This is a genomic window from Stetteria hydrogenophila (genome assembly GCF_054657575.1).
In genome coordinates this window covers 526128-550014 of the sequence record NZ_BAAHYL010000001.1, presented here as the reverse complement: position 1 = coordinate 550014, position 23887 = coordinate 526128, and the positions used below count along the sequence as shown (strand labels likewise).

22 protein-coding genes are annotated in these 23887 nt (G+C 67.0%); 11 read left to right on the top strand and 11 right to left on the bottom strand.

The features are described from left to right. Positions 1-90: 90 nt before the first annotated feature. From ACYQ3J_RS02905 to ACYQ3J_RS02890, 4 genes are read right to left on the bottom strand one after another with little or no spacing between them, the layout of a single operon-like run. The gene (locus tag ACYQ3J_RS02905; RefSeq protein WP_460124244.1) at positions 91-606 is read right to left on the bottom strand and encodes a small multi-drug export protein; all 516 of its coding nucleotides are present in this window, start codon (positions 604-606) and stop codon (positions 91-93) included. Further along, on the bottom strand, positions 603-1298 hold the full coding sequence (locus tag ACYQ3J_RS02900) for a CDP-alcohol phosphatidyltransferase family protein (protein ID WP_460124242.1): 696 nt from the start codon (positions 1296-1298) through the stop codon (positions 603-605). The genes ACYQ3J_RS02905 and ACYQ3J_RS02900 overlap by 4 nt, the downstream gene beginning before the upstream one ends. Then, positions 1285-1929, bottom strand: a complete 645-nt coding sequence (locus ACYQ3J_RS02895) for a hypothetical protein (protein WP_460124239.1) — start codon at positions 1927-1929, stop codon at positions 1285-1287. The genes ACYQ3J_RS02900 and ACYQ3J_RS02895 overlap by 14 nt, the downstream gene beginning before the upstream one ends. A 46-nt stretch (positions 1930-1975) precedes the next feature. Continuing rightward, positions 1976-4795, bottom strand: a complete 2820-nt coding sequence (locus ACYQ3J_RS02890; RefSeq protein ID WP_460124236.1) for a DEAD/DEAH box helicase — start codon at positions 4793-4795, stop codon at positions 1976-1978. Positions 4796-4937: 142 nt separating this feature from the next. On the opposite strand from ACYQ3J_RS02890, the gene ACYQ3J_RS02885 reads away from it, so the two are divergent. Beyond that, positions 4938-5180: a hypothetical protein gene (locus ACYQ3J_RS02885; protein ID WP_460124233.1), complete on the top strand. Its 243-nt coding sequence runs from the start codon at positions 4938-4940 to the stop codon at positions 5178-5180. After that, on the top strand, positions 5180-5905 hold the full coding sequence (locus ACYQ3J_RS02880; protein ID WP_460124231.1) for a molybdenum cofactor biosynthesis protein: 726 nt from the start codon (positions 5180-5182) through the stop codon (positions 5903-5905). Before ACYQ3J_RS02885 ends, ACYQ3J_RS02880 begins: the two co-directional genes overlap by 1 nt. A gap of 3 nt (positions 5906-5908) precedes the next feature. On the opposite strand, the gene ACYQ3J_RS02875 is transcribed toward ACYQ3J_RS02880, so the two are convergent. Then, the gene (locus ACYQ3J_RS02875) at positions 5909-6202 is read right to left on the bottom strand and encodes a 50S ribosomal protein L14e (protein ID WP_460124228.1); all 294 of its coding nucleotides are present in this window, start codon (positions 6200-6202) and stop codon (positions 5909-5911) included. Positions 6203-6290: 88 nt separating this feature from the next. On the opposite strand from ACYQ3J_RS02875, the gene ACYQ3J_RS02870 reads away from it, so the two are divergent. Beyond that, complete coding sequence (locus ACYQ3J_RS02870) at positions 6291-6725, top strand: translation initiation factor IF-2 subunit beta (RefSeq protein WP_460124225.1); 435 nt, start codon at positions 6291-6293, stop codon at positions 6723-6725. A gap of 15 nt (positions 6726-6740) precedes the next feature. Here ACYQ3J_RS02870 and ACYQ3J_RS02865 read toward each other — a convergent pair whose 3' ends face one another. After that, positions 6741-9218: a tRNA(Met) cytidine acetyltransferase TmcA gene (locus ACYQ3J_RS02865; RefSeq protein ID WP_460124222.1), complete on the bottom strand. Its 2478-nt coding sequence runs from the start codon at positions 9216-9218 to the stop codon at positions 6741-6743. A 325-nt stretch (positions 9219-9543) separates the two neighbouring features. On the opposite strand from ACYQ3J_RS02865, the gene ACYQ3J_RS02860 reads away from it, so the two are divergent. From ACYQ3J_RS02860 to ACYQ3J_RS02840, 5 genes are all read left to right on the top strand, one after another. Further along, positions 9544-10308 carry a tRNA (adenine-N1)-methyltransferase gene (locus ACYQ3J_RS02860; RefSeq protein WP_460124219.1) on the top strand — a complete coding sequence of 255 codons (765 nt, stop codon included), beginning with the start codon at positions 9544-9546 and terminating at the stop codon, positions 10306-10308. A 40-nt stretch (positions 10309-10348) separates the two neighbouring features. Then, positions 10349-11068, top strand: a complete 720-nt coding sequence (deoC, locus tag ACYQ3J_RS02855) for a deoxyribose-phosphate aldolase (protein ID WP_460124215.1) — start codon at positions 10349-10351, stop codon at positions 11066-11068. A gap of 6 nt (positions 11069-11074) precedes the next feature. After that, the gene (locus ACYQ3J_RS02850; protein WP_460124212.1) at positions 11075-12547 is read left to right on the top strand and encodes a dihydropteroate synthase-like protein; all 1473 of its coding nucleotides are present in this window, start codon (positions 11075-11077) and stop codon (positions 12545-12547) included. Then, the gene (gene mvk / locus ACYQ3J_RS02845; protein WP_460124209.1) at positions 12544-13521 is read left to right on the top strand and encodes a mevalonate kinase; all 978 of its coding nucleotides are present in this window, start codon (positions 12544-12546) and stop codon (positions 13519-13521) included. Before ACYQ3J_RS02850 ends, mvk begins: the two co-directional genes overlap by 4 nt. Before the next feature lie 78 nt (positions 13522-13599). Further along, positions 13600-14538, top strand: coding sequence for a transcription initiation factor IIB (locus tag ACYQ3J_RS02840; protein ID WP_460124206.1), 939 nt, complete (start codon positions 13600-13602; stop codon positions 14536-14538). On the opposite strand, the gene ACYQ3J_RS02835 is transcribed toward ACYQ3J_RS02840, so the two are convergent. Further along, positions 14535-16376, bottom strand: a complete 1842-nt coding sequence (locus ACYQ3J_RS02835; protein WP_460124204.1) for an aldehyde ferredoxin oxidoreductase family protein — start codon at positions 16374-16376, stop codon at positions 14535-14537. The genes ACYQ3J_RS02840 and ACYQ3J_RS02835 overlap by 4 nt on opposite strands. A 254-nt stretch (positions 16377-16630) precedes the next feature. Between ACYQ3J_RS02835 and ACYQ3J_RS02830 the strand changes: the two genes are divergently transcribed. Then, a complete protein-coding gene (locus ACYQ3J_RS02830) occupies positions 16631-16885 on the top strand; it encodes a MoaD/ThiS family protein (protein ID WP_460124201.1) in 255 nt (84 codons plus the stop codon). Here the strand turns inward: ACYQ3J_RS02830 and ACYQ3J_RS02825 are convergent. After that, the gene (locus ACYQ3J_RS02825) at positions 16843-17343 is read right to left on the bottom strand and encodes a deoxyuridine 5'-triphosphate nucleotidohydrolase (RefSeq protein WP_460124198.1); all 501 of its coding nucleotides are present in this window, start codon (positions 17341-17343) and stop codon (positions 16843-16845) included. The two genes, ACYQ3J_RS02830 and ACYQ3J_RS02825, sit on opposite strands and share 43 nt — an antisense overlap. A 98-nt stretch (positions 17344-17441) precedes the next feature. Between ACYQ3J_RS02825 and ACYQ3J_RS02820 the strand changes: the two genes are divergently transcribed. Then, entirely contained in the window at positions 17442-18992 is a 1551-nt protein-coding gene (locus tag ACYQ3J_RS02820) for a M28 family peptidase (protein ID WP_460124194.1), read from the top strand. A 1-nt stretch (position 18993) separates the two neighbouring features. On the opposite strand, the gene ACYQ3J_RS02815 is transcribed toward ACYQ3J_RS02820, so the two are convergent. Further along, the gene (locus tag ACYQ3J_RS02815) at positions 18994-20310 is read right to left on the bottom strand and encodes a glycerate kinase type-2 family protein (RefSeq protein ID WP_460124192.1); all 1317 of its coding nucleotides are present in this window, start codon (positions 20308-20310) and stop codon (positions 18994-18996) included. Positions 20311-20451: 141 nt separating this feature from the next. Between ACYQ3J_RS02815 and albA the strand changes: the two genes are divergently transcribed. After that, positions 20452-20781, top strand: coding sequence for a DNA-binding protein Alba (gene albA / locus ACYQ3J_RS02810; protein WP_460124189.1), 330 nt, complete (start codon positions 20452-20454; stop codon positions 20779-20781). On the opposite strand, the gene ACYQ3J_RS02805 is transcribed toward albA, so the two are convergent. Continuing rightward, entirely contained in the window at positions 20778-22796 is a 2019-nt protein-coding gene (locus tag ACYQ3J_RS02805) for a DUF460 domain-containing protein (protein ID WP_460124186.1), read from the bottom strand. The genes albA and ACYQ3J_RS02805 overlap by 4 nt on opposite strands. 7 nt (positions 22797-22803) lie before the next feature. Further along, positions 22804-23703: an RIO1 family regulatory kinase/ATPase domain-containing protein gene (locus tag ACYQ3J_RS02800; protein WP_460124184.1), complete on the bottom strand. Its 900-nt coding sequence runs from the start codon at positions 23701-23703 to the stop codon at positions 22804-22806. Between the last annotated feature and the right edge of the window lie 184 nt (positions 23704-23887).

Here is a 23887-nt window from a genome sequence, read left to right as displayed (position 1 = left end):
CGGGCAGGGGGCTCCGGCTGAAGCGCCTCCCACCACGCCTCCAGGCCCTGCCTTAGGATGGCTGGGATTTTGGGGAGGCGCTCCCCGGTGTTACCCGGGGATTGCCATCTGGGCGAGAGCCGAGCCCATAGCCACGATCAGGAGGCTCGCCAGGCCCCCGAGGAGTAGGGATACCGCCAGCCGCGCCCCCCTAACGCCGAGGACTAGGGCGGCGAGCGAGCCCGTGTACATCCCAGTAACCGGGAGGGGGGCCGCGATGAACAGGGCGAGCCCCGCGCTCCCCCACCTCTCAATGTACGGGCCGGCCCTCCCAACGGCAGCCCTCCTGAGCCTGGCGTAGAGCCTCCCCAGCCTCCCCCTCAGCCCTTGCATGGAGGCCCAGCCGGCTAGCATGGAGTCCAGCACGCCCACGGCCAGCGTTAAGGCGAGGGCCAGCGCCAGGACCCCGAGGGCCGAGAAGGCGAGGGCCTCCGCGAGGCTGAGGCCCAGGGCTAGGCCGAGGATTACGGCATACCTCGCCTCAAGCCCCGGCAGCAGGCTGGCCGCGAGCACTACTAGGCGCGGGTCGCCGAGGATCGACTGGAGGGCGCCGCTCGCCCAGCTCACTGCGAGCCCTCCCTCCACGGCGAGGGGGCGAGCCCCGCGAGCGCGGGGATGGGGCCTAGGGCGGCGTACGCCACTACCAGCCAGTAGAGGAGCCGGGCGAGTACACGCACAGGCTCCGCGTCGTACGGGAGCAGGGCTAGCGCTGCGAGGACTGCGAGCCTGGGCCCGAGCGCGGGGCTCGGCGAGCCGCGGCCCCTGGGCCTCCGGAAGTAGGGCACCGGGGCGGCTGAGGCGGCGAGGAGAGCTAGGAGCACCAGGGGGTGCGGGGGCCTGCCCGAGACTATGGATGAGAGCGCCGCTACTGCGTGGGCGAAGAGGGGGAGGCCGGAGAAGTACGCCAGGCTCCTGACGCCCCTGCGGACGAGCCTCCAGAACGCTGTGGCGACGAGCCCCGAGAAGTAGATGGAGTATAGGGCCAGGTTGACTCCGCGGAGGAGCCCCTGACCGCCGAGCCAGAGCAGAAGCAGGGTGGCCGGGGCCACCACCTGGGAGAGCCTGTCGAACGCCCTGTCCAGCATGAACCCGTCTGGGCTCGAGCCGTACCTCCTCGCGAGCCACCCGTCGAGCGCGTCGAGGGCGTACGCGGCGAAGAGCAGCCTTACCGCTTCGTCCAAGTAGCCGGCGACCCCGAGGGGTATCGTGAAGCCCGCCAGCACGCCCTGGAGGAGCGTCGCGGCGTCAGCCGGCTTCAACGCTCGCCACCCTCTCCAGCTCGGACTCGCCCCTGGCCTCCAGCAACCTAGAGGCGGCCAGCCCCAAGGCTATTGCGAGCGCTTCAGCGGCCACGAGGGGTATGAGCTTCAGGGGCGCCAGCTGGAGGGCCACCGCGGCGGCGGCTAGGGCTATCGAGGAGCGGCTCCCAGACAGGAGGGTGGCGGCTGTGAGGAGCCCGAAGCCGAGGGCAGCCAGCAGCGCCCCGAGGAGCGTCGCCTGGGAGTAGAGGGTCAACGCTAGGAGGACCCCCGCCAGGAGCGTGGAGACTGCTAGGGAGGCCGTGTAGACCCTCCCCGAGGCCTCAGCGTAGAGCCGGGCCACCACGGCGAGCCTCGCCAGCCTTCGGGCCTCCCTGAACAGGCTCGGCGGGTCGTCCTTGAGGCCTATCAGCGAGCGGAGCCTGCCGGCCACCAGGCGCGCGGCCTTCAACGCCAGGCCGGCCCTCGAGGCAGCGTAGACCAGGAAGTCCTCGATGACGAGGAGGAGCTTCGAGGCCTCCCTCGCGGCCTCAACGTACTCCCCATCATAGGAGGCCAGCTCGAGCCGGAGCCTCGCCAGGGCCAGCGCCTCCGCCTCCACGTCGACGCCTGAAGCGTTCGCCCGCTCCAAGGGGCACCGCCTCTCCCCGGGGGCTCCGCGTGCCTGGGGGTGCGGGTCACCAGTAGTCAAGGCGTTGCAGGTAGGCTGCGGCGTTCCTCACGAGGAGCGGCAGCGCGCTCCTTGGAACGTTGTAGTACGTGACGTGAGGCTCGCCCCTCCCGCCGGTGCCGTAGGCGCTCCTAACCGTCACCTTGTGCATCTCCTCCGGGAACATGGAGAGAGCTGCCCCCTCCTCGCTGAGGATCCTCGGCGTGACGACCACCTCCCTCTCGGCCCCCTCCAGGCCCTCGACGGTGTAGGACACCCTCAGGGGCTCGTCGGGGTTCGGGGGCGTGAAGCTTGACTGGAACTCCTCGCTGCCCGCGATGGATTCAAGGCTGGAGAGCAGCGTCCACCTCCACTCGTCCTCGTCCACGTCTATAAACGCCACTACGCGCAGGTCGCCGTAGGAGGGCTTCCTCATCTCCTTGAGCCTCGCCTCCACCGTCCTCGTCGAGAGCTCGAGGAGGTCCGCGATCTCGAACACCGTGAGCGCGTTGTCCTGGAGCAGCTTAGCTATCTTATCCGCCAGGTCGTGGACCCAGGGCTTGACGGCGGGGGTTGAGAGTATTTCCCTCGAGAGCGGCGTCAGCCCCCCGGCGCCGGCGAAGTGTAGCTCAACCCTCCCAGCCTTCAGGTCCTCCAGGAACGCCACGACCTCCTGGACGTCTAGGTAGTTCTCTATCACCTGCCTCTTCGCCTCCGCTATGAGGAGCGCGTCCTCCTCCGGGTCCGGCTTATCGGTCTTGCCGAAGTCGAGCTGGATGCTCCTAAGCACCTGGCTCATGTACGGGCTCTTCTCGATGGCCGCGTCGAGCTCGCTGAGGAACTCGCCCACGTCAAGGTTTTTGAGGAGTTCCAGCACGTCAACGTTGGGGGCGTGGACGGAGAAGCCGTAGAAGTTCGCCCTGTAGTAGACGTTCCACCCCGCCTGCTTCGAGGCTATGTGCGCAAGCACCAGTGCGAGCGCCTCGTTAGCCCCGCTGCCCAGGAGCACCGTGAACACGTGCTCGTTGAGGTACCTCTCGTAGACAACCCTCCTCCTGCCCGGTATGGGTATACCCCTCCTGACGTACTCGTCCCTAACCCTTCTAACCTCCAGGATCCCCTCCGGGTCAGCGTCGACTCCGGGGACCTCAGGGTTCTCGATGACCCTCCCGAAGCACTCCGCCACTGCGGGGCTCCTCCGCGGCCCCTCACCCCTCCAGAGCGGAGCCTCCGCGGACTCATTCGAGGGCTCGACGAGGAGGCGTGACTGGTAGGGGTCTATCCCCTTGACCCTCCAGGTCTTGCCGGCGAGCCTTATGCTGTCCCCTATCCTCAGGTACCTGTAGACGAACGCCGAGTCAATGCTCCCCACCATGCGGTCGCCGCTCCACACCGTGAACGCGTCCCTGGAGCTGATGGTTGAGAAGAACTCGGTGAACGACCTTGTCCACCAGAACTTGGCGTCGCCCCCCTGGAACCTCCAGATCTTGTAGAAGGTTGGACCCGGCTTCAGGAGGCCTCCCTCAACCTTCACTAGGCCCCTCTTCTTCAGGTACTCCACGAGCTCCTCCAGCTCCACCCTTGAAAGGCCCGTCTCGGGGGCCGAGGAGAGTATCGTGTCAATAGCCTCCTCGACCGTGACGCCCCCCTGGAGCGCCATCCCCACTATCTCCTTCGCCGCGACGTCGAGCGGGACCAGGCGGCCCCTGAGCCTGTCCTCGACCACCCCCTCGATGGCCATGAAGGCTTCAGCTAGGGCCTCGGCGAAGTCAAGCCAGCCGACGGCTATAATGGTGCCCCTCGGCTTCGCGTTGAGGGAGTGCCCGCTACGCCCCACCCTCTGGATGAGGCTCGCCACGCTTCCAGGCGCCCTGTACTGGATCACCCTCCTGATCTTGCCAACGTCGATGCCAACCTCTAGCGTCTTCGTGCACACCACCGCCCTGACCTTGCCCTGCTTCAGGCTGCGCTCCGCCTCCTCCCTCAGCTTGGCGGAGACGCTTGAGTGGTGCACGTAGACGTCGCTGACTTTGAGGCCTTCAAGCGCCTCCTTCAGCTTCTCCGCGGCGTACCTGCTGTTCGTGAAGACCAGTGTCTGCGGCTCTATCTCAGCCAGGATCCTCTTCGCCGACTCCACCCAAATGTCTCCAACGTCGTCCCTCACGTACCTGACCGAGAGCTCCATCGCCTTGGACCCGCTGCCCAGCACCTTCACCGGCCTCTGGCTCGAGCCGGATAGGGCCCTGAGCACCTCGTCGGGCCTTGGCACGGTGGCGGAGAGGCCTATCCTCTGGAAGTCGCGGCCCGAGAGCCTCTTCAGCCTCTCGAGGAGCACGAGCAGCTGGGCCCCCCGCTTGCTTCCTATGAGCTCGTGGACCTCGTCTACTATAACGAATCTGACGTTAGCCAGGTGCCTCCTGAACGACGTCGACCAGTCGAGGTCTACCTCCAGGCTCTCCGGGGTCGTTATCAGTATGTGGGGCACCCTGCGGAGCCTAGCGCTCCTCTCCCTGCTCGGCGTGTCCCCGTGCTTCCTCGACACCCGGAAGCCCAGGCGGTCGGCCCACCACTTGATCCTGGAGTACAGGTCGTTGATCAGCGCCTTCATGGGGGTTATGTAGAGCAGCGTCACCGGCTCAGGGTTCCCCTCGACCATCATGGAGAGCACTGGGAGCAGGGCGGCCTCGGTCTTCCCGGCGCCCGTGGGGGCGACTATGAGGACGTTGTAGCCGCTCATTATGGCGGATGCGGCCCTCTCCTGCAGGCTCGTAAGGCTAGACCAGCCCCTCTCCTTGACGAGGCTCCTTATCCTGCCGTGTAGCACCTCCCCCCTACTACTGTAGCTCATCAACCATCACTCCTCCTAGGCCCTACCGGGCGGCTCTCCGGCACGCCTCCCTCTAGCTCTGTTATTCCTTGAAGCCTCCACCCTCCGTGGCGATTGCGCCTTAAAAGGCTTAAAAGGAGGCTAGCGCCACGGTAGAGCCGCTATGGCTCGGAGGCTGTACGAGTGCGTCGTGTGCGGCAGGAAGTTCCCCCAGGGCCAGGGAGTGGTTATCCACAAGGCCGGGGTCACGCTCTACTTCCACAGCAACGACTGCGCAGCCAAGTTCCTGAGGCTGCTCCTGGAGAGGGTTGACGACTCCTGCGTTAAGGGCCCTTTGAAGGAGGTTTTAGAGGAGCTCGGGGAGTCTATTAAGAGGAGAAGGGAGAGCAGCCGGAAGGTGATATGATGGCCGCCAAGGTGCTCTTCAGGTTCTTCGGGCTCCTGAAGGACGCGGTTGGAAGCAGGGCCCTAGTCTTGGACGTCGACGAGGGGCGTAGCGTGAGGTCGGTGCTCGAGAGGCTGGCCGGGGAGAACGAGCGGCTCGCCAGGGTTCTGGAGTCCATTAACTGGGACGTTGTGGTGCTCATCAACGGCAGGCCCGCCTCGCTCGACGACCAAGCCCGCGGGGAGGTGACCCTGTTCCCGCCCTCCGCCGGCGGCTCCACGGGGCCCCTGAGGGCGGAGGGAGTGATACTCAGGAAGGGGGAGTCCCTCGACTTGAACTCGCTGGTGGAGCGGCTGGCCTCGGCCTCGGGCGACATTGGGGCGGTCGCCTTGTTCGTCGGGGTCGTGAGGGGGGTGAACATGGGTGAGAGGGTTGAGAGGCTCGAGTACGAGTACGATGAAAAGTACTCTCAGGCGAAGCTGCAGGAGATAGCGGAGGAGGTCGCCGGGAAGCACGGCGTCAGAGTGTTCATAGCCCACTACGTCGGCAGCCTCAAGCCGGGGGACGTGACGCTCGTCGTCGCAGTAGCCGGGAGCCGCCGCGGCGAGGTGTTCCCGGCTCTGGAGGAGGCCGTTGAGAGGGTCAAGCACGAGGCCCCCATCTGGAAGAGGGAGTACAGGGAGTCGGGCAAGTACTACATTCTAGGCGATAAAGCGGTGAGGGCGAGCGAGCTGGGGCTAGAGTGAGGGTTAGACGGGCTTAAGCTGGGGCTTGACGCGCTCTCTCATGAACTCGGTGAGCCCAGCCTTCTCTATGGCGGCTAGGACCTCCTCGTCGCTTGCCCCCTTGCTTATCTCTATCTTCACGTCGAGCGGTTCTATGTGGTTGATGTTGGCCCTCCTCCTCCTAACGCCGGTGAGGCTCTTCGGCCCAGTTATTAGAACGAAGTTGTGGTCTATGATGTCTACTATGACGCACTTCCTGCCGGCCTCCCTACCCTGGACCTTGACGCAGACCCTTCCGACCTCTATGGGCGCCGGCATCTCCTGCCCCCACCACAGCCCGGCGGAATATGCTCGGGACTATAAAACCCGCGGTCCCCAGCCCCTTAAGGGAGCGGGTGATTCAGGCGTGGCTGGAAGCGTGAGGGAGCTCTTGAAGGACTACAACTACCTCCTGGAGAGGCTCTACAAGAAGGTGCCCCCCAAGAGTGGGAGCGGCGAGTACGAGATACCGGAGCCCCAGGTGCTGAGGATCGGTAACCAGACCATTATCAGGAACTTTAAGGAGATATCGATGAAGCTGAAGAGGGATCCCCAGCTGGTGGCCAGGTACCTTCAGAAGGAGCTAGCCGCCGCAGGCAAGTACGACCCTGACAGCGGCCAGCTCGTGCTCAACGTCAAGGTGTCGAGGAAGGTTATAAACCAGTTCCTGCAGATGTTCCTCAGGACCTACGTGAGGTGCCCCACCTGCGGCAGCGTCGACACGAGGCTCGAGCGCAGGGGCCGCGTGTGGATCCTCGTCTGCGAGGCGTGCGGCGCGGAGCAGCCGGTCAAGCCGTTCTAGCCAGGCCCCGCCTCCCTACTCCACCCCGACGGGGGAGTCCTCGGTTAGGTTGAAGTAGTGCTTCGCCATCTTCCTCGCCGCCTCCTTCATCGCAACCATTACCCTGTGGGGGTTGCCCCAGCCTAGCTCGGCTGCGACCTCCTCCCAGGGCTTGCCCTGGAGGGCCTTGGCGGTGAGCACCCACGCCTCCTCCCGCGTGAGCTTGGCCCTCTCGCCGGGCTCCTGGAGCCAGTAGGCCCTCGCCAGCTCCCTGATGACGTCGGTGGCGGCCTCGTACGTCATGGGGCCCCAGTTGTAGACCCAGAGCCTGTCGAGCTGTATCCTGGTGAGCCTCGGCCTGTAGCCCGGCTCCACGCCGGGCGGGGGCGCGTCCAGCATCATGAGGGCTATCTCGGTCTCGAGGCCCCTGTAGGTGTCGTGGAGGCTGTCTAGGAGCTTCCTCTTGAACTCGCGGGCCGCGATCTCGACGGCCCTCTTCGCCCGCTCGGTTATCGGCTTCAGCACGAGGGTGGTGTACTCGCCGCTCACCGGGTTCCTGTCGGGGCTGAGGTGCAGGGGCGTGAACCCGTTCTTCAGCCAGAAGTTGAGGAGCTGCTCGTTCACCCCGAAGCCGCTGCCGAGCCAGTCGTAGCCCCTCTCCACGCTCTCCTCGTAGAGGAAGCTCAGGAGCCTGCTTCCTATGCCGCGGCCCTGCACCTCCGGGTGGGTTGCTATCCTCACAATCCTCCACCCCTTCATCCTGCCGAAGTCCTTGATCCTAGCGTGCTTCAGCAGCCTGTCGGGGATGATGTTGCCCGGTATCTTGTCCCCCCGGAGGAGCCTGTCGATCGTCTCCTCGTCGAGGCCGCCCTCCTCCGCGACCTGGGCTGCGGCGACTATCTTCTTACCCCTCTCCGTCCTCACAGCCCTAATGCTGTGGTGAGGGGCGTCGGCCAGCATTCCGAGGTCGTCCGGCTCGTTCCTGTAGTGGGCGAGGACGTAGATGCCGAAGAGCTGCCTGAGCGTCTTCTCCCCCTCGCGGCTGAAGAGCCACTCAGGGTCAAGCTTGAGGTACTCAAGCCTCCCCTCCCTTATGTCCTCCAAGTCAACCTCGTCCAGCTCGGCGGGCTCAGCGTCGAGGAGCAGGACGTCGAAGAGCCACTTCTCCACCGGGTCGTCCCTGGCGTACCTTATAGGCTCATCCATATCGATCTGCCTGAGCATGGTGTTCGGGTCCTCCTTCACCGCCTTCAGGAACCTGACGTTGAACCCCCTCCCGGCGCCCTCGTAGCCGTGTATGGTCGCGGCGAAGACTATCCTCCTGTGCGCCCTCCAGATCTTGTGGAGGAGGGGGACGTGTATGCCGCTGGCCTCGTCGACTGCGACGATGTCAGCCTGCTGGAGCCTCGGCACCGTCGCCGGCTCCCAGTACTCCAGGCTGAACCCCTTCCCCTGGATCTCGATCACGAGACCGCCGCGCTTCACGGGCCTCGGGGAGAGGCCGGCGGCCTCCGCGGCCCTGAGCGCCAGCTCCATCAGGCTCTGCACGTTGCTGAGGCTTGGGGCGGTGACGACGATTCTGACCTTGTGCTTCACCCTGCCCAGCATCTTCGCCAGGCCTATGAGGCCTATGCCGACGGCGCAGCTCTTCCCCCTACCCCTGTCGGCGGTGACGACTAGCACCTTCTTCTTGCCCCTGCTGGGCTTCTCGTAGAACCACTCCATCGCCTTGATGACGCGGACCTGGTCGTTGGTGAGCGCCAGCCTGTAGATCTCCTCGGGGAAGAGCCTCTTCTCCGGGATGGTCACCTCCCTGCGGGGCCTGGGCTCGGCCTTGAAGGGCTCCCCGCTTATCAGCTCGCCCCTGTCGGCGTCGTAGACGTAGATGTTCTTGTTGTGCTCGAGGAGCTTCCTCTTGAACCAGGTTATGAAGATGTGCCGGGGCTCCTCGTACCCTGGGACTAGGAGGTTCTCCTTGAAAATCGTGAGCCTCCTGTCCCACTCGCCCCAGGGCGGGGCCTGTGCTACTATGAAGCCCCCGCCCTCCACGACGCCGACGAGCCTGCCCACGTCGTTCGGCTTCAAGTCGTTGGTCAGGTCTAGGACGAGGGCCTGAAAGGTGGTTCCAAGGTACTTCTCGCTATCCTCGTACCTCGCTGTAGTCTGGTGGAGCAGGCTCCCCTTCTCCTTGACAGCCCTCTTCACTATCTCCTTCCGAAGCCTAGCGTCGTCGAACTCGTCGTGGAACACGTAGAGCAGCTCCAGAGGCCTCCTCCCAGCAGTCTTCCTGTAAACCTTCTCATAGTATAGCAGAGCCCTAGCGGTGACTGCCCCGACGACCGCGGGGTCCCCGCCGCTGACGACTAGCATGACCCTGTGCCTTGCAGGGATCGCTATCCTAAGCGCCCTGCCGACCCTCCTCAGGGCCTTGAGCGCGGCTACCCCGGCGACCTTGTCTAGGCTCCTGAGCACCTCCTTGGCGTCTCTCTCAATCTCAGCCCTGCTGCGAGCCACGCGCCACCCACCGCAACCGGCAAAATTATTCGTGCGAGGCGAAATAAACGAGTGGCCCGCCCCCGCTTAACGCTTCAGCCTCCACCACAACCCGGGACAACCCCCCGGGCGGGCCCGCGGGGCTCCGAGGATGAGGCTACTCCTAAGTGCCCCTAGGCGGTGGTTGAAGGACGACCCCTAGGCCCGTGTAGGATCCGCCCTTCAACCGCCCCGAGGGGGTGGAGGCCTCTCAGGCCTTTTAATGGAGGCGCCTTCCCTCCCTGCAACTGTCATGCGAGCCCCGGGGAGGGAGGCGTGGGGCTTGGACCGCGTGGAGCCTGGCAGTTTGGTCCTGCTCTTCGTCGTCTCCGGTGAGAGGAGGAGGGGCTACCTCTTCAGGGCGGTGGAGTCGGCGGTCTACTCCACCTTCGCCGGCGTCGTTAGGGGCGCCGACCTAGCCGGGGCCAGGTGGGGGTCGAGGCTGGAGCTGCAGAGGGGGGTGGCCTACGTGCTCCCCCCGAGCAGGTATGACCTCATGATACACGACCTTGAGAGGGCAACCCAGGTCATCTACCCCAAGGACCAGGGCTTCATGGTCTCCCTCGCCGGCGTGGGGCCGGGTATGAGGATCCTCGAGGCCGGGGTGGGCAGCGGGTTCCTCACCGCCGCACTCGCCGCGGCCACCGGCTGCAGGGGGAGGGTGGTTGGCTACGACGTCAGGCGGGACGCCATCGAGGCTACAAGGCGCAACCTGGAGGCGCTGGGCCTCGGCGGCTGCGTGGAGCTGAGGCTGGGCGACGTGAGGAACGGGGTGCCCGGGGAGGAGTTCGACGCGGTCTTCCTCGACATGCCAGACCCCTGGGAGGCGCTGCAGGCGCTCAGGGGGAGCGTGAGGCCCGGGGGCTCGGCCGTCGTTTTCGTGCCCACCTACAACCAGCTCGAGAAGCTCCTCGCGGTAGACGGTGACGGCTGGGTGTTCATCAACGCCTACGAGGTCCTGGTGAGGGAGATAGAGGTGAAGCGGGGGGCCGTGAGGCCCTCGCCGCAGATGACCGGGCACACGGGCTTCATAGCGCTCCTCCGCAGGGTGGACGGGGGGTCCAGCGGTTAATTACCGCCAGCCTCGAGCCCCTCAACCCCCGGGGGTCTGCTTGGAGGGCTACGCGGGGCTGGCCAGGAGGCTCTGGGAGATAGCGGGGAGGCCGAGCGTCCCTGGGCTCATCGACGCCACCATGCTGGACCCCACGAAGCCCCTGTCCGCCTCGGAGTCGCTCGTGGAGCGCGCCCCCGCCCTGGGGGTCTACTGCGTCCTCGTGCCGCCCTCGCACGCCCTCCAGCTCGCCGGGAGGGCGGGGGAGGCGGAGGTGAGGCTCTGCAGCGTCGCCGGCTTCCCCCACGGCTACGCACCCCTGGAGGCTAAGGTGAGGGAGGTAGAGGTCCTCGCCCGCGCCGGCGTTGAGGAGATAGACTACGTCATAGACTTGTCGAGGGTGAAGTCGGGGGATAGGGGCTACGTTGAGCGGGAGCTTAGCCTGGCCGTGGAGGCCGCGGGGCGCCACGGCTCCAGGGTTAAGGCGATAGTGGAGGCCCCCCTCCTCACGGATGAGGAGCTTGACTGGGTCGTCGAGGCCGCGGCGTCGGCGGGGGTGTTCATGGTTAAAACGAGCACGGGAGTGCTCAGCAAGGGCGGGGATCCCGCCACGGTTTCAAGGCTCGCCGCCCGCGCCGCCAGGCACGGCCTGCCAGTCAAGGCGGCTGGGGGCGTGAGGACGCTCGTCGACCTCCTCGAGGCCGTGGCGGCGGGGGCGTCGAGGGTTGGGACCAGCTCCTACGCTCAAATAATCGAGGAGGCCCGCAGGATCCTGGGGTAGCCGAAGGTGAGGATCGTAGTAATCACAGGCAGAGCGGCGGCCGACCACGTCCGGAGGCTGGTGGAGGGCATCCCAGACGTCAGGGTCGTGGAGATGCCCATAGCCGTGATGGGCCTCGCCACCGTCGAGGCGCTGGCGAGGATCCTCAGGGAGAGGAGGGACCTCGCGGAGGCGGCCCGGTGGGGCGACGTAGCCGTAATACCCGGAATGGTGAGGGGGGACGCCAGGGTCCTATCCGAGATCCTAGGGATCCCCGTCTACAAGGGGACCAGGCTCAGCGGCGGGATCCCCTTCATCATAGACTACCTTAGGAGGGGCGGCAGGCTCGACCCGGTTAGGCCCGCGGACGAGGTCGTGGGCTCAGAGCCGAGGCTGGAGAGCGCGAGGGAGGCGTTCAGAGTAGCCGGCGTGCCGGTCCCGGAGAGGGGGCCCCCCGTGGTGCTGGCCTCAGAGGTGCCGCCTGAGACTCCGCGGAGCCTCGTCGCCGAGGAGGCGAGGCGCCTCGCCCGCCAGGGGGCCCAGGTCGTCGTGGTGGGGGCCCTCCCCAGCTGGGATCCCGGGGAGCTAGCCGCCAGGGTCTCCGAGGCGGCGAGGGCCCTCGAGGGCCTCCGCGTGGCTGTCGCCGCCGAGGCCCCCACGCCTCGCCACGCGAGGGAGGCAGTCCAGGCCGGGGCCGCCGCCGTCTTCTCAACACCCAGCGTCGCCGTCGAGGCCGCCTCCGGGGGCGCCGGGGACGCTGCGTTCGTGGTTGGCGACAGGAGCGTTGAGGCCCTCCGGCGGGCGGTCGAGTCGCTGAGGGAGGTGGGCGTCGAGAGGGTTATAGTGGACCCAGTAGTGGACCTGCCCCCGCTCGGCCTGGCTCGGTCGATCTCCAGGTACGTGGATGCTTCCCGCCTGGGGGTCCCAATGCTCTTCTCCGCCGCCAACGCCGCCAACGAGGTCGAGGCTGACACCCACGGGGTCCACGCCCTCCTGGCCCTCCTAGCGGTCGAGGTGGGCGCGAGCGTGTACCTCGCCGTGGAGGACTCGTGGAAGAACAGGTGGAGCACCTCCGAGGCGAGGGAGGCGCTGCGCCTCGCCTGGGAGGCGTGGAGGAGGGGGTCCAGCGAGAGGGGGCTCTTCAGCAGGCTCCTCGTCGTGAAGGAGGCCTCGAAGCCCCCGAGCTCCCCCTCCCGGGGGGCCCGGGAGGTGGGCTTCATCCCGCCCCGCCTCGACCCCCGGGGGTACGTGCTCGTCAAGGTGGACTACGACGAGGGGTACCTGCTCGTCGAGTGGAGGCCCCTGAAGGGGGGCGAGCCCCTCAGGCTCAGGGGCCGCCACGCCCTCAGCCTCGCGAGGGCTCTGGTGAGGGAGGTCGGCATGGACGCCGAGCACGCGGCCTACCTGGGCTACGAGCTGGCCAAGGCGGAAATAGCCCTCCGGACCGGTAAGGGGTATACCCAGGACGAGCCGGTAATACTCCCGGTGTGGGAGCGTTGAGCGGGTGGGTCCAGGCCTCGGCGCCGGGCAAGGTGATACTGGTCGGGGAGCACTTCGTAGTCAAGGGCTCGAGGGCGCTCGCGGCGAGCATAGGGCTCAGGGTCAGGGTCAAGGCCCGCCCCCTCGCCTCGTGGCCCGCGAGGCTCTCGAGCCCAGCCCTGGGGGCGGAGGCCCGGCTCGACGGGGAGGGATCCCTGAGGGGCAGTAGCGCGTTCAGGCAGGTCCCAGCCATCATTGAGGGGCTCAAGCGTCTCGGCTACGAGGTGAAGCCATTCGAGGCCGTCGTCGAGAGCGAGCTGCCCCCCGCCGCCGGGCTCGGGTCGAGCGCGGCGACGAGCGCCGCCCTCGCGCTCGCCCTCTCAGCGCTCAACGGCGAGCCGCTGAGCCCGGGGGAGGTGTCGAGGGTAGCCTACGAGGCTGAGAAGGTCGTCCACGGCAGGCCCAGCGGGGTCGACAACACCATCGTATCCTACGGGGGCGGCCTAGTCTACAGGGCGGGCGAGCCCCCCAGGCGGCTGAGCCTGAAGCTGCCCCCAGGGACTAGGCTGGTCATAGCCCACACTGGCAAGAGCAGGGCCACCGGCGAGCTCGTCGCCCGGGTCCTCGGGAACGCTGAGGCTCTCTGGCCGGCGGCCTCGCTCCTCTACCAGGCGTCCGACAGGCTCGTCGACATAGTCATCGACGCCCTAGAGAGGGGGGACGCCGCCCTCCTCGGGAAGGCCTTCGACCTGGCGCACGGGATGGTTTCAGCCCTCGGAGCCTCCTCCATGGAGGTCGAGCTGCTCGTCCACAAGGCCCGCTCCTCCGGCGCGCTCGGGGCCAAGCTGACGGGAGCCGGGGGCGGGGGGTGCGTCATAGCGGTTGTGGAGGAAGGCAGGCTCGAGAGCGTGGTGAAGGCGCTCAGGCTCCACTCCCCCTGGGTGAGGAGCGTTGAAATAGGCGCGGAGGGGGCCAGACTGGACCGAAAAGCTTAAATACTGTAAACAGTAGAGGTTTAAGTGGGTATCGCCCGGTAGTATCGGGCGATACTTTAATATATGGGGCTGGAAGTCTTGCCGGAGAAGAATGAGAAGGGTAAGAAGGCTGGCGAGGGCCTTCCTCCCTGCCCCCCCGAGGAGATCGTTTACGACCCATGGCTGGGCGTTAAGATTTGCAGGAAGTACGGTTACATCATTGAGGAGGGGGTCATCTCCGACGACGCTGAGTGGCGTGCATACACCCCGGAGGAGAAGCAGAGGAGGTCCAGGGTCGGCACCCCCCTCAGCGTCTCGAGCCCCAACTATGGCGCTGACTCCATGCTTGCCCGTAGGTACGGGACCAGGCTCCCGCAGAAGGTCACGAGGCTCATTCGCGGCTCGGGCTTCGCCAGCGCCGGCGTGACGGGTAACATGGACAGGAACATTAACCAGGCCCTGAGTAAGATTAAGGAGATAGCCGCGAGCCTGGGCCTCCCGGATTACGTTGCTGAGGAGGCTGCGAGGATCTACAGGGAGGCCGCGGCCCGCGGCCTCACGAGGGGGCGTAGCATTAACGCGATGGCGGCTGCGGCCGTCTTCGCGGCGTGCAGGATACATAACCTCCCATACACGCTTGAGGACATAGCTAAAGTCGTGGACACCCGCGAGGCCGACCCGAAGAGGGAGATCGGGAGGAACTTCAGGCTGCTCGTGAGGGACTTGGACCTGAAGATCCCGGTCATCAAGCCGGAGCTCTACGTCTCCAGGATCGCGTCGGCCCTAGGCCTGCCCGAGGACGTGCAGGCCGCGGCGATGAGGATCATTGAGATAGCGAAGAAGTACGGCCTCACCGCCGGCAAGGACCCGGGCGGCCTCGCGGCGGCCGCGGTCTACATGGCGGCCCAGAAGAAGGGCTACAAGAAGACGCAGAAGGAGGTCGCGAGCGTCTCCGGAGTCACCGAGGTCACCGTGAGGAATAGGTACAAGGAGTTGATGAAGATACTGAAGACTCTGGGGGCCGAGGCGGGGGTCTAGCCTTCCAGCCCCACTATTTTTTCCAGCACGGGCACGGTGAAGCCTAGCCCCAGCCTTTCGAGGGTCGACCTCCTCGGGATCCCCCGCCGGTCCCAGCCCCTCAGGTCGTAGTAGTGGTCGAGCAGCTCGTTGTACTTGTCGTAGTCCAGCCTCGCCCCGGTGAGGGGGCCCTTGGTGAGGGGCTCCTTGAACCACCTCGCGGGCGGCGTGTCCATGGACCTGCTCCAGCCGCCCAGCTCCCTCACCCAGAGCGCCCTGATGAGGGCGTATATCCTGTCAGCCGCGTCGTAGAGGTCCTCCCAGGAGTACCTGACCCCGGTGGCGTGGTAGAGGAGCTGGGGGTAGTAGTCGAGGCTTAGGCCTAGCTCCACCCAGGGGAGCCTGCAGGCGACGAGGCTCTCGAAGAGGCCTCCCCTCAGCCTCTGCAGCTCCACCACCTTAGCGGCCTTCTCCCTGGAGTAGGAGAACCTGTTGGTCGCCACCTCCCAGCTTATCACCCAGGCGTCCTTGTGGTGCGCCCCTATGGGGCTCGTGGCGTAGGCGAGCGCCATGCCGGGGGCGGCGTGGCAGTCGTAGGCGCTCACCTCCAGGCGCTTGACGTGCATGGCGAAGTCCCTCGCGGGGCCGCCGAGCTTCTCCGCGGCCCTCGCCACGCCTTCGGCTAGGAGCCTGCCGAGGCCGCCCCTCCTGTAGGCTATGTCCAGGGTTAGCTCCCTGAACTTCCCGTAGTCGCCCCACTCCACCCTCTCGCCTACTAGTCCCTTCTCGCTCGCCTCCGCGGCGAAGGCGAGGCTCGCGCCTAGGCTTATCGTGTCTACTCCGAGCTTGTCCGCCAGCTTGTTAAGCGCGGCCACCTTGGAGAGGTCCCCGAGGCCTATGTTGCTCCCGAGCATCGCCACGTTCTCGTAGTCCAGCTCGCTGGGGTCGCCCTCGGCGTCCCTGACCACGTTGCCGCAGGTCATGTTGCAGTTGGGGCAGCCCCTCTGGGCCACCTTGAGCTCCTCCATCCTGTAGCCGTCTATCCCCTTGTACTCGTCGAACACTCCCTCCCTGAAGTTGAGGGTGGGGAGCACGCTGTTCTCCTGCGCCCACTCCACGGTGGCCATAGTCCCCTGGCGCATCCAGAACTCGTAGCCCCTGGACTTCTTGACGTCCAGGTAGGCCCTGAGGCCCGTCTCCCTGAGCCCCTTGGGGTCGTAGACCTCGGGCTCCCCGTCCCCTATGACTACGAGGGCCTTGAGGTTCTTGGAGCCCATCACCGCCCCCATGCCGGGCCTGCCGCCGCTCCTCCCCTCCTGGCTGGTCACGGTGGCGTACCTAACCAGGTTCTCTCCAGCCGGGCCGATCTCCAGGATCCCGGCCCGCCTCCCATACCTCTCCCTAAGCCTCCTCTCAGCCTCCCACGTGTCGAGGCCCCACAAGTCGTCGGCCGGCTCGAGCCTGAACTCGCCCTGCTCGAGCACGGCGACGCTGGGCCTCCGGGCCCTGCCCCTGAACACCACCGCGTCTAGCCCGGACCTCCTCAGCTCGACCGCTGCCAGGCTACCGATGTTGCCGTCCCCATAACCCCCCGTGAGGGGGCTCTTCGCGGCGACCACCATCTTCCCGCTGCTAGGGAGGGGGAGCCCGGTGAGGGGGCCAACGGCGAAGACTAGCAGGTTCCCCGGGGAGAGCGGGTCGACGCCGGGCTCAAGGTACTCCCAGAGGATCCTCGCGGCCAGCCCCCTGCCGCCGAGGAACATGCGAGCCCACTCGCCCGGGTACTCCACGACCCTAGCCTCGGCCCCGCCCTCCTTCAGGTCAACGAAGAGAACCCGGCCGCTCCACCCCTTAGGCAATCCGTTCACCGTGCTCCGCTGGAACACTAATTTTAAACTTAAATAATGCGGTGGGATTAATAGCGATGAAGGAGTGGACGGGCCTGTTTCCAGGCGGGTAAACCCTCCCCCGAGGGTAGCCGCACCCGCCCGGCGCCTGTGAGACGTTAAGGGTGCTGCGGCGTTAAATGCCCCGACCATTCCCGGGGTCTGGATATACACCTACTAACACGCCCCCGCCCTGGGGCGTGGCTGCTGCGCATGGGTGGGGTGTGGTGGCGGGCAAGGTTGTAGTCAAGTACCTGGGCTACCTCGCCAGCCTTTACGGGAGGCAGGTCGAGGTGCCTGTTGACGGCGTCAAGGAGTTGAGGGAGGTTGTGAGGATCCCCGAGGGCTTGGATCCCGACGAGTTGATATACCTGGTCAACGGGAGGCCCGCCAGGCTCGACTCGAAGGTGAAGCCCGGGGACGTCGTCACGGTCGCTCCTCATGTCTCGGGGGGTCTGCCCTCGAGCCCCTCGCCCTGGTAGGCGCCCCGGTACCCCGCCTCGGGCAGGCCCTCGAGCCTTGCCAGGACTAGCTGGGCCACCCTCGAGCCCAGCTCGAGCCTCAAGCCGTGGGGGTTGAAGACGGCTAGGAGAGCCTGGCCCCTCCCCCTGTAGCCGGGATCCCAGACCGCGCAGTGGAGGGCCGCGCCCATCCTTAGGAGGCTGCTCCTCGGGTAGCAGAAGCCCACGGCCCACAGGGGCACCTCAACCACTTCCCTGAACCTGACCCTGTACGTCCCCGGGGCGAGGCTGCAGACCCCGCCGGGGCACTCGAGCCTGCGCCCCGCCGGGATCCTCCTCTCGCCCACGCCGAGGAAGCCCGGCTCCTCGAAGACCTCAACCTCCGCGACGCTCAAGTCAACGCCGGCCGGCTGCACGCTCTCAGCGGGCAGCCCCCGGAGGCCTAGCTGGTAGGCCGCCTCCCTCCCCGTCAGGAACACCCCGGCAAGCCCCCCGGGGCTCGGGGTTCCCCGGTGGCCTGCGTTAATCTGGGGGCGACCGCCTTCCCCCGGGGGCTCGGGGTTGGGGGAGGGCTTCGGTGCCTGTGTCCCGCTTCGGCCCTGGGGAGTTGAGGGAGTGGGCGCTCCGGCTGTGGAGGCCGGGGCCCGTGGTTGCAGGTAGCAGGGAGGAGCGCGAGGCGGTCGACGCCGTCGCTGGGCTCGTGGAGGACGTGCTGGGGGTGAGGCCGAGGAGGATCCCGGTGCCCCTCACCACCTGGCGCCTGAGGGGTGGCGGAGTCGAGCCGCGCCCCGCGTGGCTGCGGGTGCAGCCCTACAGCCTCGACGCCGACGTGGAGGGGGCTGCGGAGTGGGTTCCCGGGGACCCCTCGGAGCCCGGGAGCTGGGCGTCCTACAGGGGGTCGCCCATAGCGGTCGCGGGGGAGCCCGGGAACCCCGACGAGGCCAAGGCCGCCGCCCTCCTGGCGTGGGAGCACGGCGCCAGGGCCCTGGTGCTTGCGTGCAGGAGGCCGAGGACTATAGTGTCGACGGGGGTGTGGGGTTACCCCTACTGGGCCGGCGCCCCGCCGCCGGTGCCCGTGGTCTGCGTCGACGAGGAGTCCGCGTCGAGGATCGCGGGGGAGGGCAGGGCGAGGGTGTGGGTTGAGGCTGGCGCAGTCGAGTCCCAGGGCGTCACGCTCGAGGCTGACCTCGGAGGCTCAGGCCCCCTCGTCATCGTGGGTGCCCACCACGACAAGTGGGAGGGGGGCTTCCTAGACAACACGCTGGGGGTTGCGCAGGCCGTCGCTGCAGCCGGGATCCTCGCCGGGAGGGGGGTGAGGGTGAGGCTCGCCTCGTTCACCGCCGAGGAGGCGGGGGCGCCGGGGTTCGCGGGCTGGTACTGGTCCTGGGGGAGCCGCCTCTACTTCAGAGAGCTCGCTAGAGCCGGGCTCTCGGGGGAGGTCGCGGCTTACATTAACTTCGACCTCGCCGCGGGGGGCCTGGTCCTCAGCGGAGCCCCCCAACTGCTCGCCTCCCTCGAGGGGCTTGGGGGCTTCCGGGTTAGGTGCTGCGAGTGCCCGGAGTGCGACAGCTTCCAGGCCGCCGCGTGGGCCGGGATCCCCACGGTCTCCATTCACAGCCTCTGGAGCGAGGGCGTGAGGGAGGTCTACCACACCCCCGACGACGAGCCGGGCAGGGTGGACTGGGGGAGCGCGTGGAGAGCGGTGGAGCTCGCGGTGAAGGCGGCGGAGTCCGCGGCGAGCCCCAGGTGGGGGGCGCTGGCCAGGCTCTACACCGGGATCCTCGGCTCGGGCCCCCTGAGGGCGAGGAGGATCCTCTACCTCATAGAAGCCACCGCCGCCCGCGCCGGCTGGGACCGGGTCTACAGGGCGCTCGCCCCCCGCTTCCTCAGGGCGGTGAACTGGGGGAGCTACAGGTACTCCACGGGCGACCTTGAGGCAGTCTGGTTCCCGGAGGCCGAGTGCGCCAGGAGGATCCTCCGGGGCGAGGAGTACGACGAGGTTATAGTAGCGGGCGAGGAGAGGCTGGTGTGCGCCGGGGGGAGGCGGGGGGCGCTGCTCCAACTCAACTGGGCGCTCGCCCTCCTCGAGGAGGGGGTGGAGGAGGCCCTCCGGGGCCTCCTGGCGTGAGCTAGCGGAGGAGTACCGCGGTGACGCTGTTCAGGTTCGACCCCGTCGGCCCAGTCTCGACGGTGGCGCCCAGCCTCGAGAGGAGGGTGTAGGAGTCGTGCCTGTAGAGGCTCAGCCAGGGGTCGAGTCCAGCCCCCACCGCTTCATCGATAAGCTCAGGCGCGGCTACGGCGCCGGCGGCGGGCGAGTCCCCGTCGATGCCGTCGGTGTCCATTGATAGTATGGCCGCCCTCCCCCGGGGCGCGCCCCAGTAGTTCATCCTCAACGCCCAGGCGAGCGCTAGCTCGGTGTTCCTCCCGCCCCTCCCCCTCTCCCCGGTGACGGTGACCGTCGCCTCCCCGCCGGCTAGCAGCGCTAGCGGGGGCTCGGCCGGGATCCCGCGGTGGAGCGCGTCGAGGCTCACGGAGGCGAGGAAGAAGCCCAGCTCCCTCGCCTCCCCCTCGAGCCTGCTGGTGAGCGTGACCACCCTGTACCCCCTCCCCTCGAGGAAGCGGGCCATCGCCCTGAGCACGTCGATGTTGGAGGCTGCCAGCTCGTTGGAGACGCCCTGGAAGGCGGGGTCGCCGGGCTTCGGGGTCTCAGGCACCTCCCCCCGGGCCCCGGCCTCGAGCAGCCTAACCACCCTCCCGGGCAGCCTGTCCCTGAGCCCCCTGAGCTCGATGACTCTGAGCGCGTCCCTGTAGCTGCTGGGGTCTGGCACCGTGGGCCCGCTCGCTATGAGGTCGAGCCTGTCCCCCGGCACGTCGCTGGCGTAGAGGCCCACGAGCCTCGAGCCCCTCCCCCTCGCCGCTGCCAGCCTCCCTCCCTTAACCTTGGAGAGGTGCTTCCTCACCGTGTTAACCTCGTCTATGGGCGCCCCCGAGTCCAGGAGGACCCTGTAGGCCTCCCTCAAGTCCTCCAGGGTCAACGGCTCCATCGGGACCTCCGCGATCGCGCTCCCACCCCCGCTCACGAGGGCGAGGATCAAGTCGCCGCTCCCGGCGCCGCGGGCCCACTCGAGCAGCGCCTCCCCAGCCCTCACGCTCGACTCGCCGGGCAGGGGGTGGTCGCCGTAGACCACCTCCAGCCCGTCCAGGCCCGAGGCGTCGACGCCCCGCTGAGTGGCGACAACGCCCCCGTCCACGCGGCCCAGCGCCTTGAGGGCCCCGCGCGCCATGGAGGGAGCCGACTTCCCGAGGGCGAGGAGGATCACCCTCCCCCGCGCCTCCCCGGGGATCCCGCTTGCCTCGATGAACGCCCTAACCCTCTCCTCCACCCTAGACGCCTCGAGAACCACGCCTACAAGGGACCTCGCGTCCTCGAGGGGGCTCGACTCCAAGAGTAGGCCACCCTCTACTCAAAGGCTTGGGGGCGGGCAGTTAACCCTTTAACCCTGGAAGCGCTTAAAGGCCCCACGCAGGCTGTGAACCCTTCTGAAGCTTCTAGAAGCTTAATATGCCGCACGGCCGGCTTCTTCGTTGTGGGCGGTGTCGAGGTGAGTGGGGGAGTGGAGGCTCCTCACCCGGCTAATGCGGTCCTCATCGGGAAGAAGGATGTTAACAACTACGTGCTAGCCATTATCAGGCTCTTCAGCGAGGGCGCGGAGGAGGTCATCGTCAAGGCTAGGGGTAAGAACATCTGCAAGGCCGTGGACGCCGTGGAGCGCGTGAGGCGGATGTACATGAAGGACCTGATCGTGAAGGACGTGAAGATAGGCAGCGAGGAGGTCGAGGACGAGGGCGGGAGGAAGAGGCTGGTGTCGGCGATGGAGATAGTGCTGGCCAGGGCCCCCAGCGAGGGGGAGGGCTAGGCCCTCTCCTCCCTCCCGAGGAGCCTGGCGCGCTCGCGCCTGTACTCCTCGATCAGCCTCTCGAGCCTGGCCTCGCTCTCCCTGAACTCCTCTAGCTCCCTCCTCCTCCGCTCAGCGTCAACCCTCAGCCTCGCGTCGAGCAGGAGGAGCCCCCTGAACTCCCCGCGGAGGTAGTCCGAGAGCCTGAAGACGGGGACCCCACTCCTCTCGAGGGTAGAGGCTAGGCCGCCTGAGGCCTCGGGTAGGAGGACGGCCTGCACGCCCGCCCCGGCGAGGGCTTTAACCGCCTCCCTCTCGAACATCCAGGGGTTCCCGACGTAGACCACGTCCCCGGGCCGTAGGGGGCCGTTGGACTCCTCCTCCCTCCGGATGCTGGAGAGCGTGGCGCTCGGGAGCACGCGGGGCACGAGGACCTCACCCCGCGAGGCTAGGGCGATGAGCCTAACCGCCTCCGCCACCTCATCCTCCCTCCTCGCAACCTCGCCGCGGAGCCTGTCGATCTCGCCCTCGAGCATCTCAACCCTCGCCCTAAGGGCGTCGAGCTCGGCCCTCACGGCGGCCTCGGCCTCCGCCCTCGCCCTCCTCCTGAGCCTCGCCAGCTCCCTCTCCAGCTCCTCTATCACCCTGTCCCGCTCCTCGACCATCCTCTGTAGGGCGTACTTCTCGGCCTCGAGCTCGTGGATCCTCGAGGGGTCTATGCACTGCCGGGGCGCCTGGGCCTCCTGCTCCTGGGCCCGCCTCTCCTCCCCCCTGCCGCCGCCGAGGCGCTCCGCCAGCGCCTTCTCTATCTGCCTCTCCACCGCCTCCGCCACGGTTAGCCCTTTGAGGACGCTCTCCTTCACCGTCTCGCTGGAGAGGTCGAGGCCTATCCTGCCTAGGTAGCTTGAAACCTTCTCCACCTTCCCCTTGACAGTCAGCCAGGCCTTGTAGGCGGCTGCGAGGGCATCCCTCTCGTGGGGCGTCCTCGGGGCGCGGCCCAGAACCCTCTGGGCTATCTCGCTCTTCTCCGCGACGCTCAAATCCTCGGGGGGAGCGTAGACCTCGGCGTTGAACTGGGCGGCTATCTTCTTCACCGCCTCCGGCACCTGGCTCGTGTCCACCGCCACCATGACGGGCTTGCCGTACCTGCTCACAAGGCTCAGGATGGAGCCCCTGTCGAGGCTCTTACCGCTCCCAACGTAGAGGGGCTCCCCGTTCAGGTCGAGTATCGCTATCCCCGTCGAGACCCCCGGGTCTAGGCCAAGGATTACCGGCCTCCTCGCCGCCTCCCCGCCCCCAGGCTCCCCCCCGAATTCTAGGGGGCCCTCGTACACCGTCTTAATGGAGACCGCGTAGTCGACGCCCCTGTGCGGCCTCACAACCCCCCTCAACGCCTCCCTGGGTGCGTAGACCGTGAACACTGCGGACTCGTAGCCCCCCCTGCCCTTCCTTATGGTTAAGTCGTAGTCCAGGCCCGCCCTCTCCAGGGCCTCCTCGATCTTCCTCGCCGCCCTCTGGACGCTCGCCCTTATCCTCCTCATGTACCTCTCGTGGCTCATGCCGCCGCCCTTCGGCGACCTCCCCTTGGAGACTATCACCAGGACCCTCTCCCCGCGGAACCTCACCCTCGAGCCGCCGCCGTGGAGCGCTATCAGCGCCGCGATGTAAGCCGTCCTAGACGGCGTCAGCTTCGAGTCCAGCTCTACGCCGGCCCGGCGGGCGGAGTCGAGGAGGGACTCCATGCCCCCCGAAGGCTTGGCGGTGACCTGGACTATGTCCGTCTCCGGCGGCAGGAGGGAGGCGATCCTCGCGAGGTCCCTCGCGTTCTCGGCTAGCTCGAACACGTTATCCGTCGCTATGCAGCTGGGCCTGTAGTCCCAGGCCAGCCTGATTATCCTCGCGAGCGGCGCCTCGGAGGCCTTGTAGACCAGCCTCCCCTCGCCGTCCACTATCGCCACGCTGTACCTCGCCTTAGAGCTGCCCGGCTTACCCGACTCTATGTCGACCCCCATGCAGAGCCTCCTCCCGCCCCGCAAGCCCCCTTCACCCCTTCACGAAGGAGAGGGCCTCCTCCTCGCTCACGTCGACGCCGAAGTTCTTCCTGAAGAACCTGACGACGTAGTACACGTCCCTCTTTAGGAGGTCCTCGGCGTGCTCCTCCTCCCTGTAGACGTACTGGGGCCAGTCGATCACGTACCCCCTATACTCGCCGTCCTCCACGGCGACCAGCACGTTGTACTCGCTCAGGTCCCCGTGGACTATCCCCACGTCCCTGTAGGCGGTCCTAACGGTCTCCAGCACGTCCCAGAGGATCCTCTCCGCCTGCCCCCTCTCAAGGCCCCCCGCCTTGAGCCTGTAGAGCTCGACGCCTTCGAGGTAGGCCTGGACTACCGCGTTCCGGTTCCAGCCGAGGGGCTTGGGGACCCTGGCCCCGCGGCTGCTCAGCTCCACGAGGATCTTGAACTCCCTCTCCCCGAGCATCTTGGCTTTGAGGAGCCACTGGCCCCTCGACGCCTCGGCCATGAACGACCTCGCCCTCCTCAAGTGCTTGAAGGACCTCCTCCCCTCCCTGTGGAACTTGACCACGACGCGCTCGCCGGAAGGCGCCACGGCGAGGTACACGTTCCCCTCCTTGCCAACCCCTATCTTCTCGCCTATCTCCTCCACCACTCCCCTAACCACTAGCCCCCTCAGCGCCAGCACGTCGAGGCCCATGAAGGTGAGGGTGTAGCCTATGAGGGACCCCAGCGTCCTCCTCACCAGCTTCAACTCCCCGAGCTTCCTGAGCGACCTGGAGAGGGCCGAGGGCGGCAGCCTGGCGTGCCTCTCCAAAACCTCCGCCGGGACGTACTCGTACTTCGGGAGCCACTTCTCTATAACCCGGAGTACCCTGAAATCCGGCTCCTCAAGCTGCAGGTAGGCCTCCTTGAGGGTGACCGTCAATCAATCACCCTGCCCCAAGAGCGCCCTGGGGAGGCTCCGGGCTCTCCTGGGTGAGCATTGTGGACGCAGCCGGCTATTAAATTCGCTTCCCCGGAACAGCCTGGCCCGGGCCTACATTCATAGGCCGCCTCATAGTTTGAATGAAGAATATACTAAACTTATTTAACTTCTGCATGATACATAC

Excerpts from the sequence above, each read along its gene's own strand:
- ACYQ3J_RS02880 (WP_460124231.1), top strand. The coding sequence starts at position 5,180 with ATGGCCGCCAAGGTGCTCTTCAGGTTCTTCGGGCTCCTGAAGGACGCG.
- ACYQ3J_RS02875 (WP_460124228.1), bottom strand. The coding sequence starts at position 6,202 with ATGCCGGCGCCCATAGAGGTCGGAAGGGTCTGCGTCAAGGTCCAGGGT.
- ACYQ3J_RS02885 (WP_460124233.1), top strand. The coding sequence starts at position 4,938 with ATGGCTCGGAGGCTGTACGAGTGCGTCGTGTGCGGCAGGAAGTTCCCC.
- ACYQ3J_RS02890 (WP_460124236.1), bottom strand. The coding sequence starts at position 4,795 with ATGAGCTACAGTAGTAGGGGGGAGGTGCTACACGGCAGGATAAGGAGC.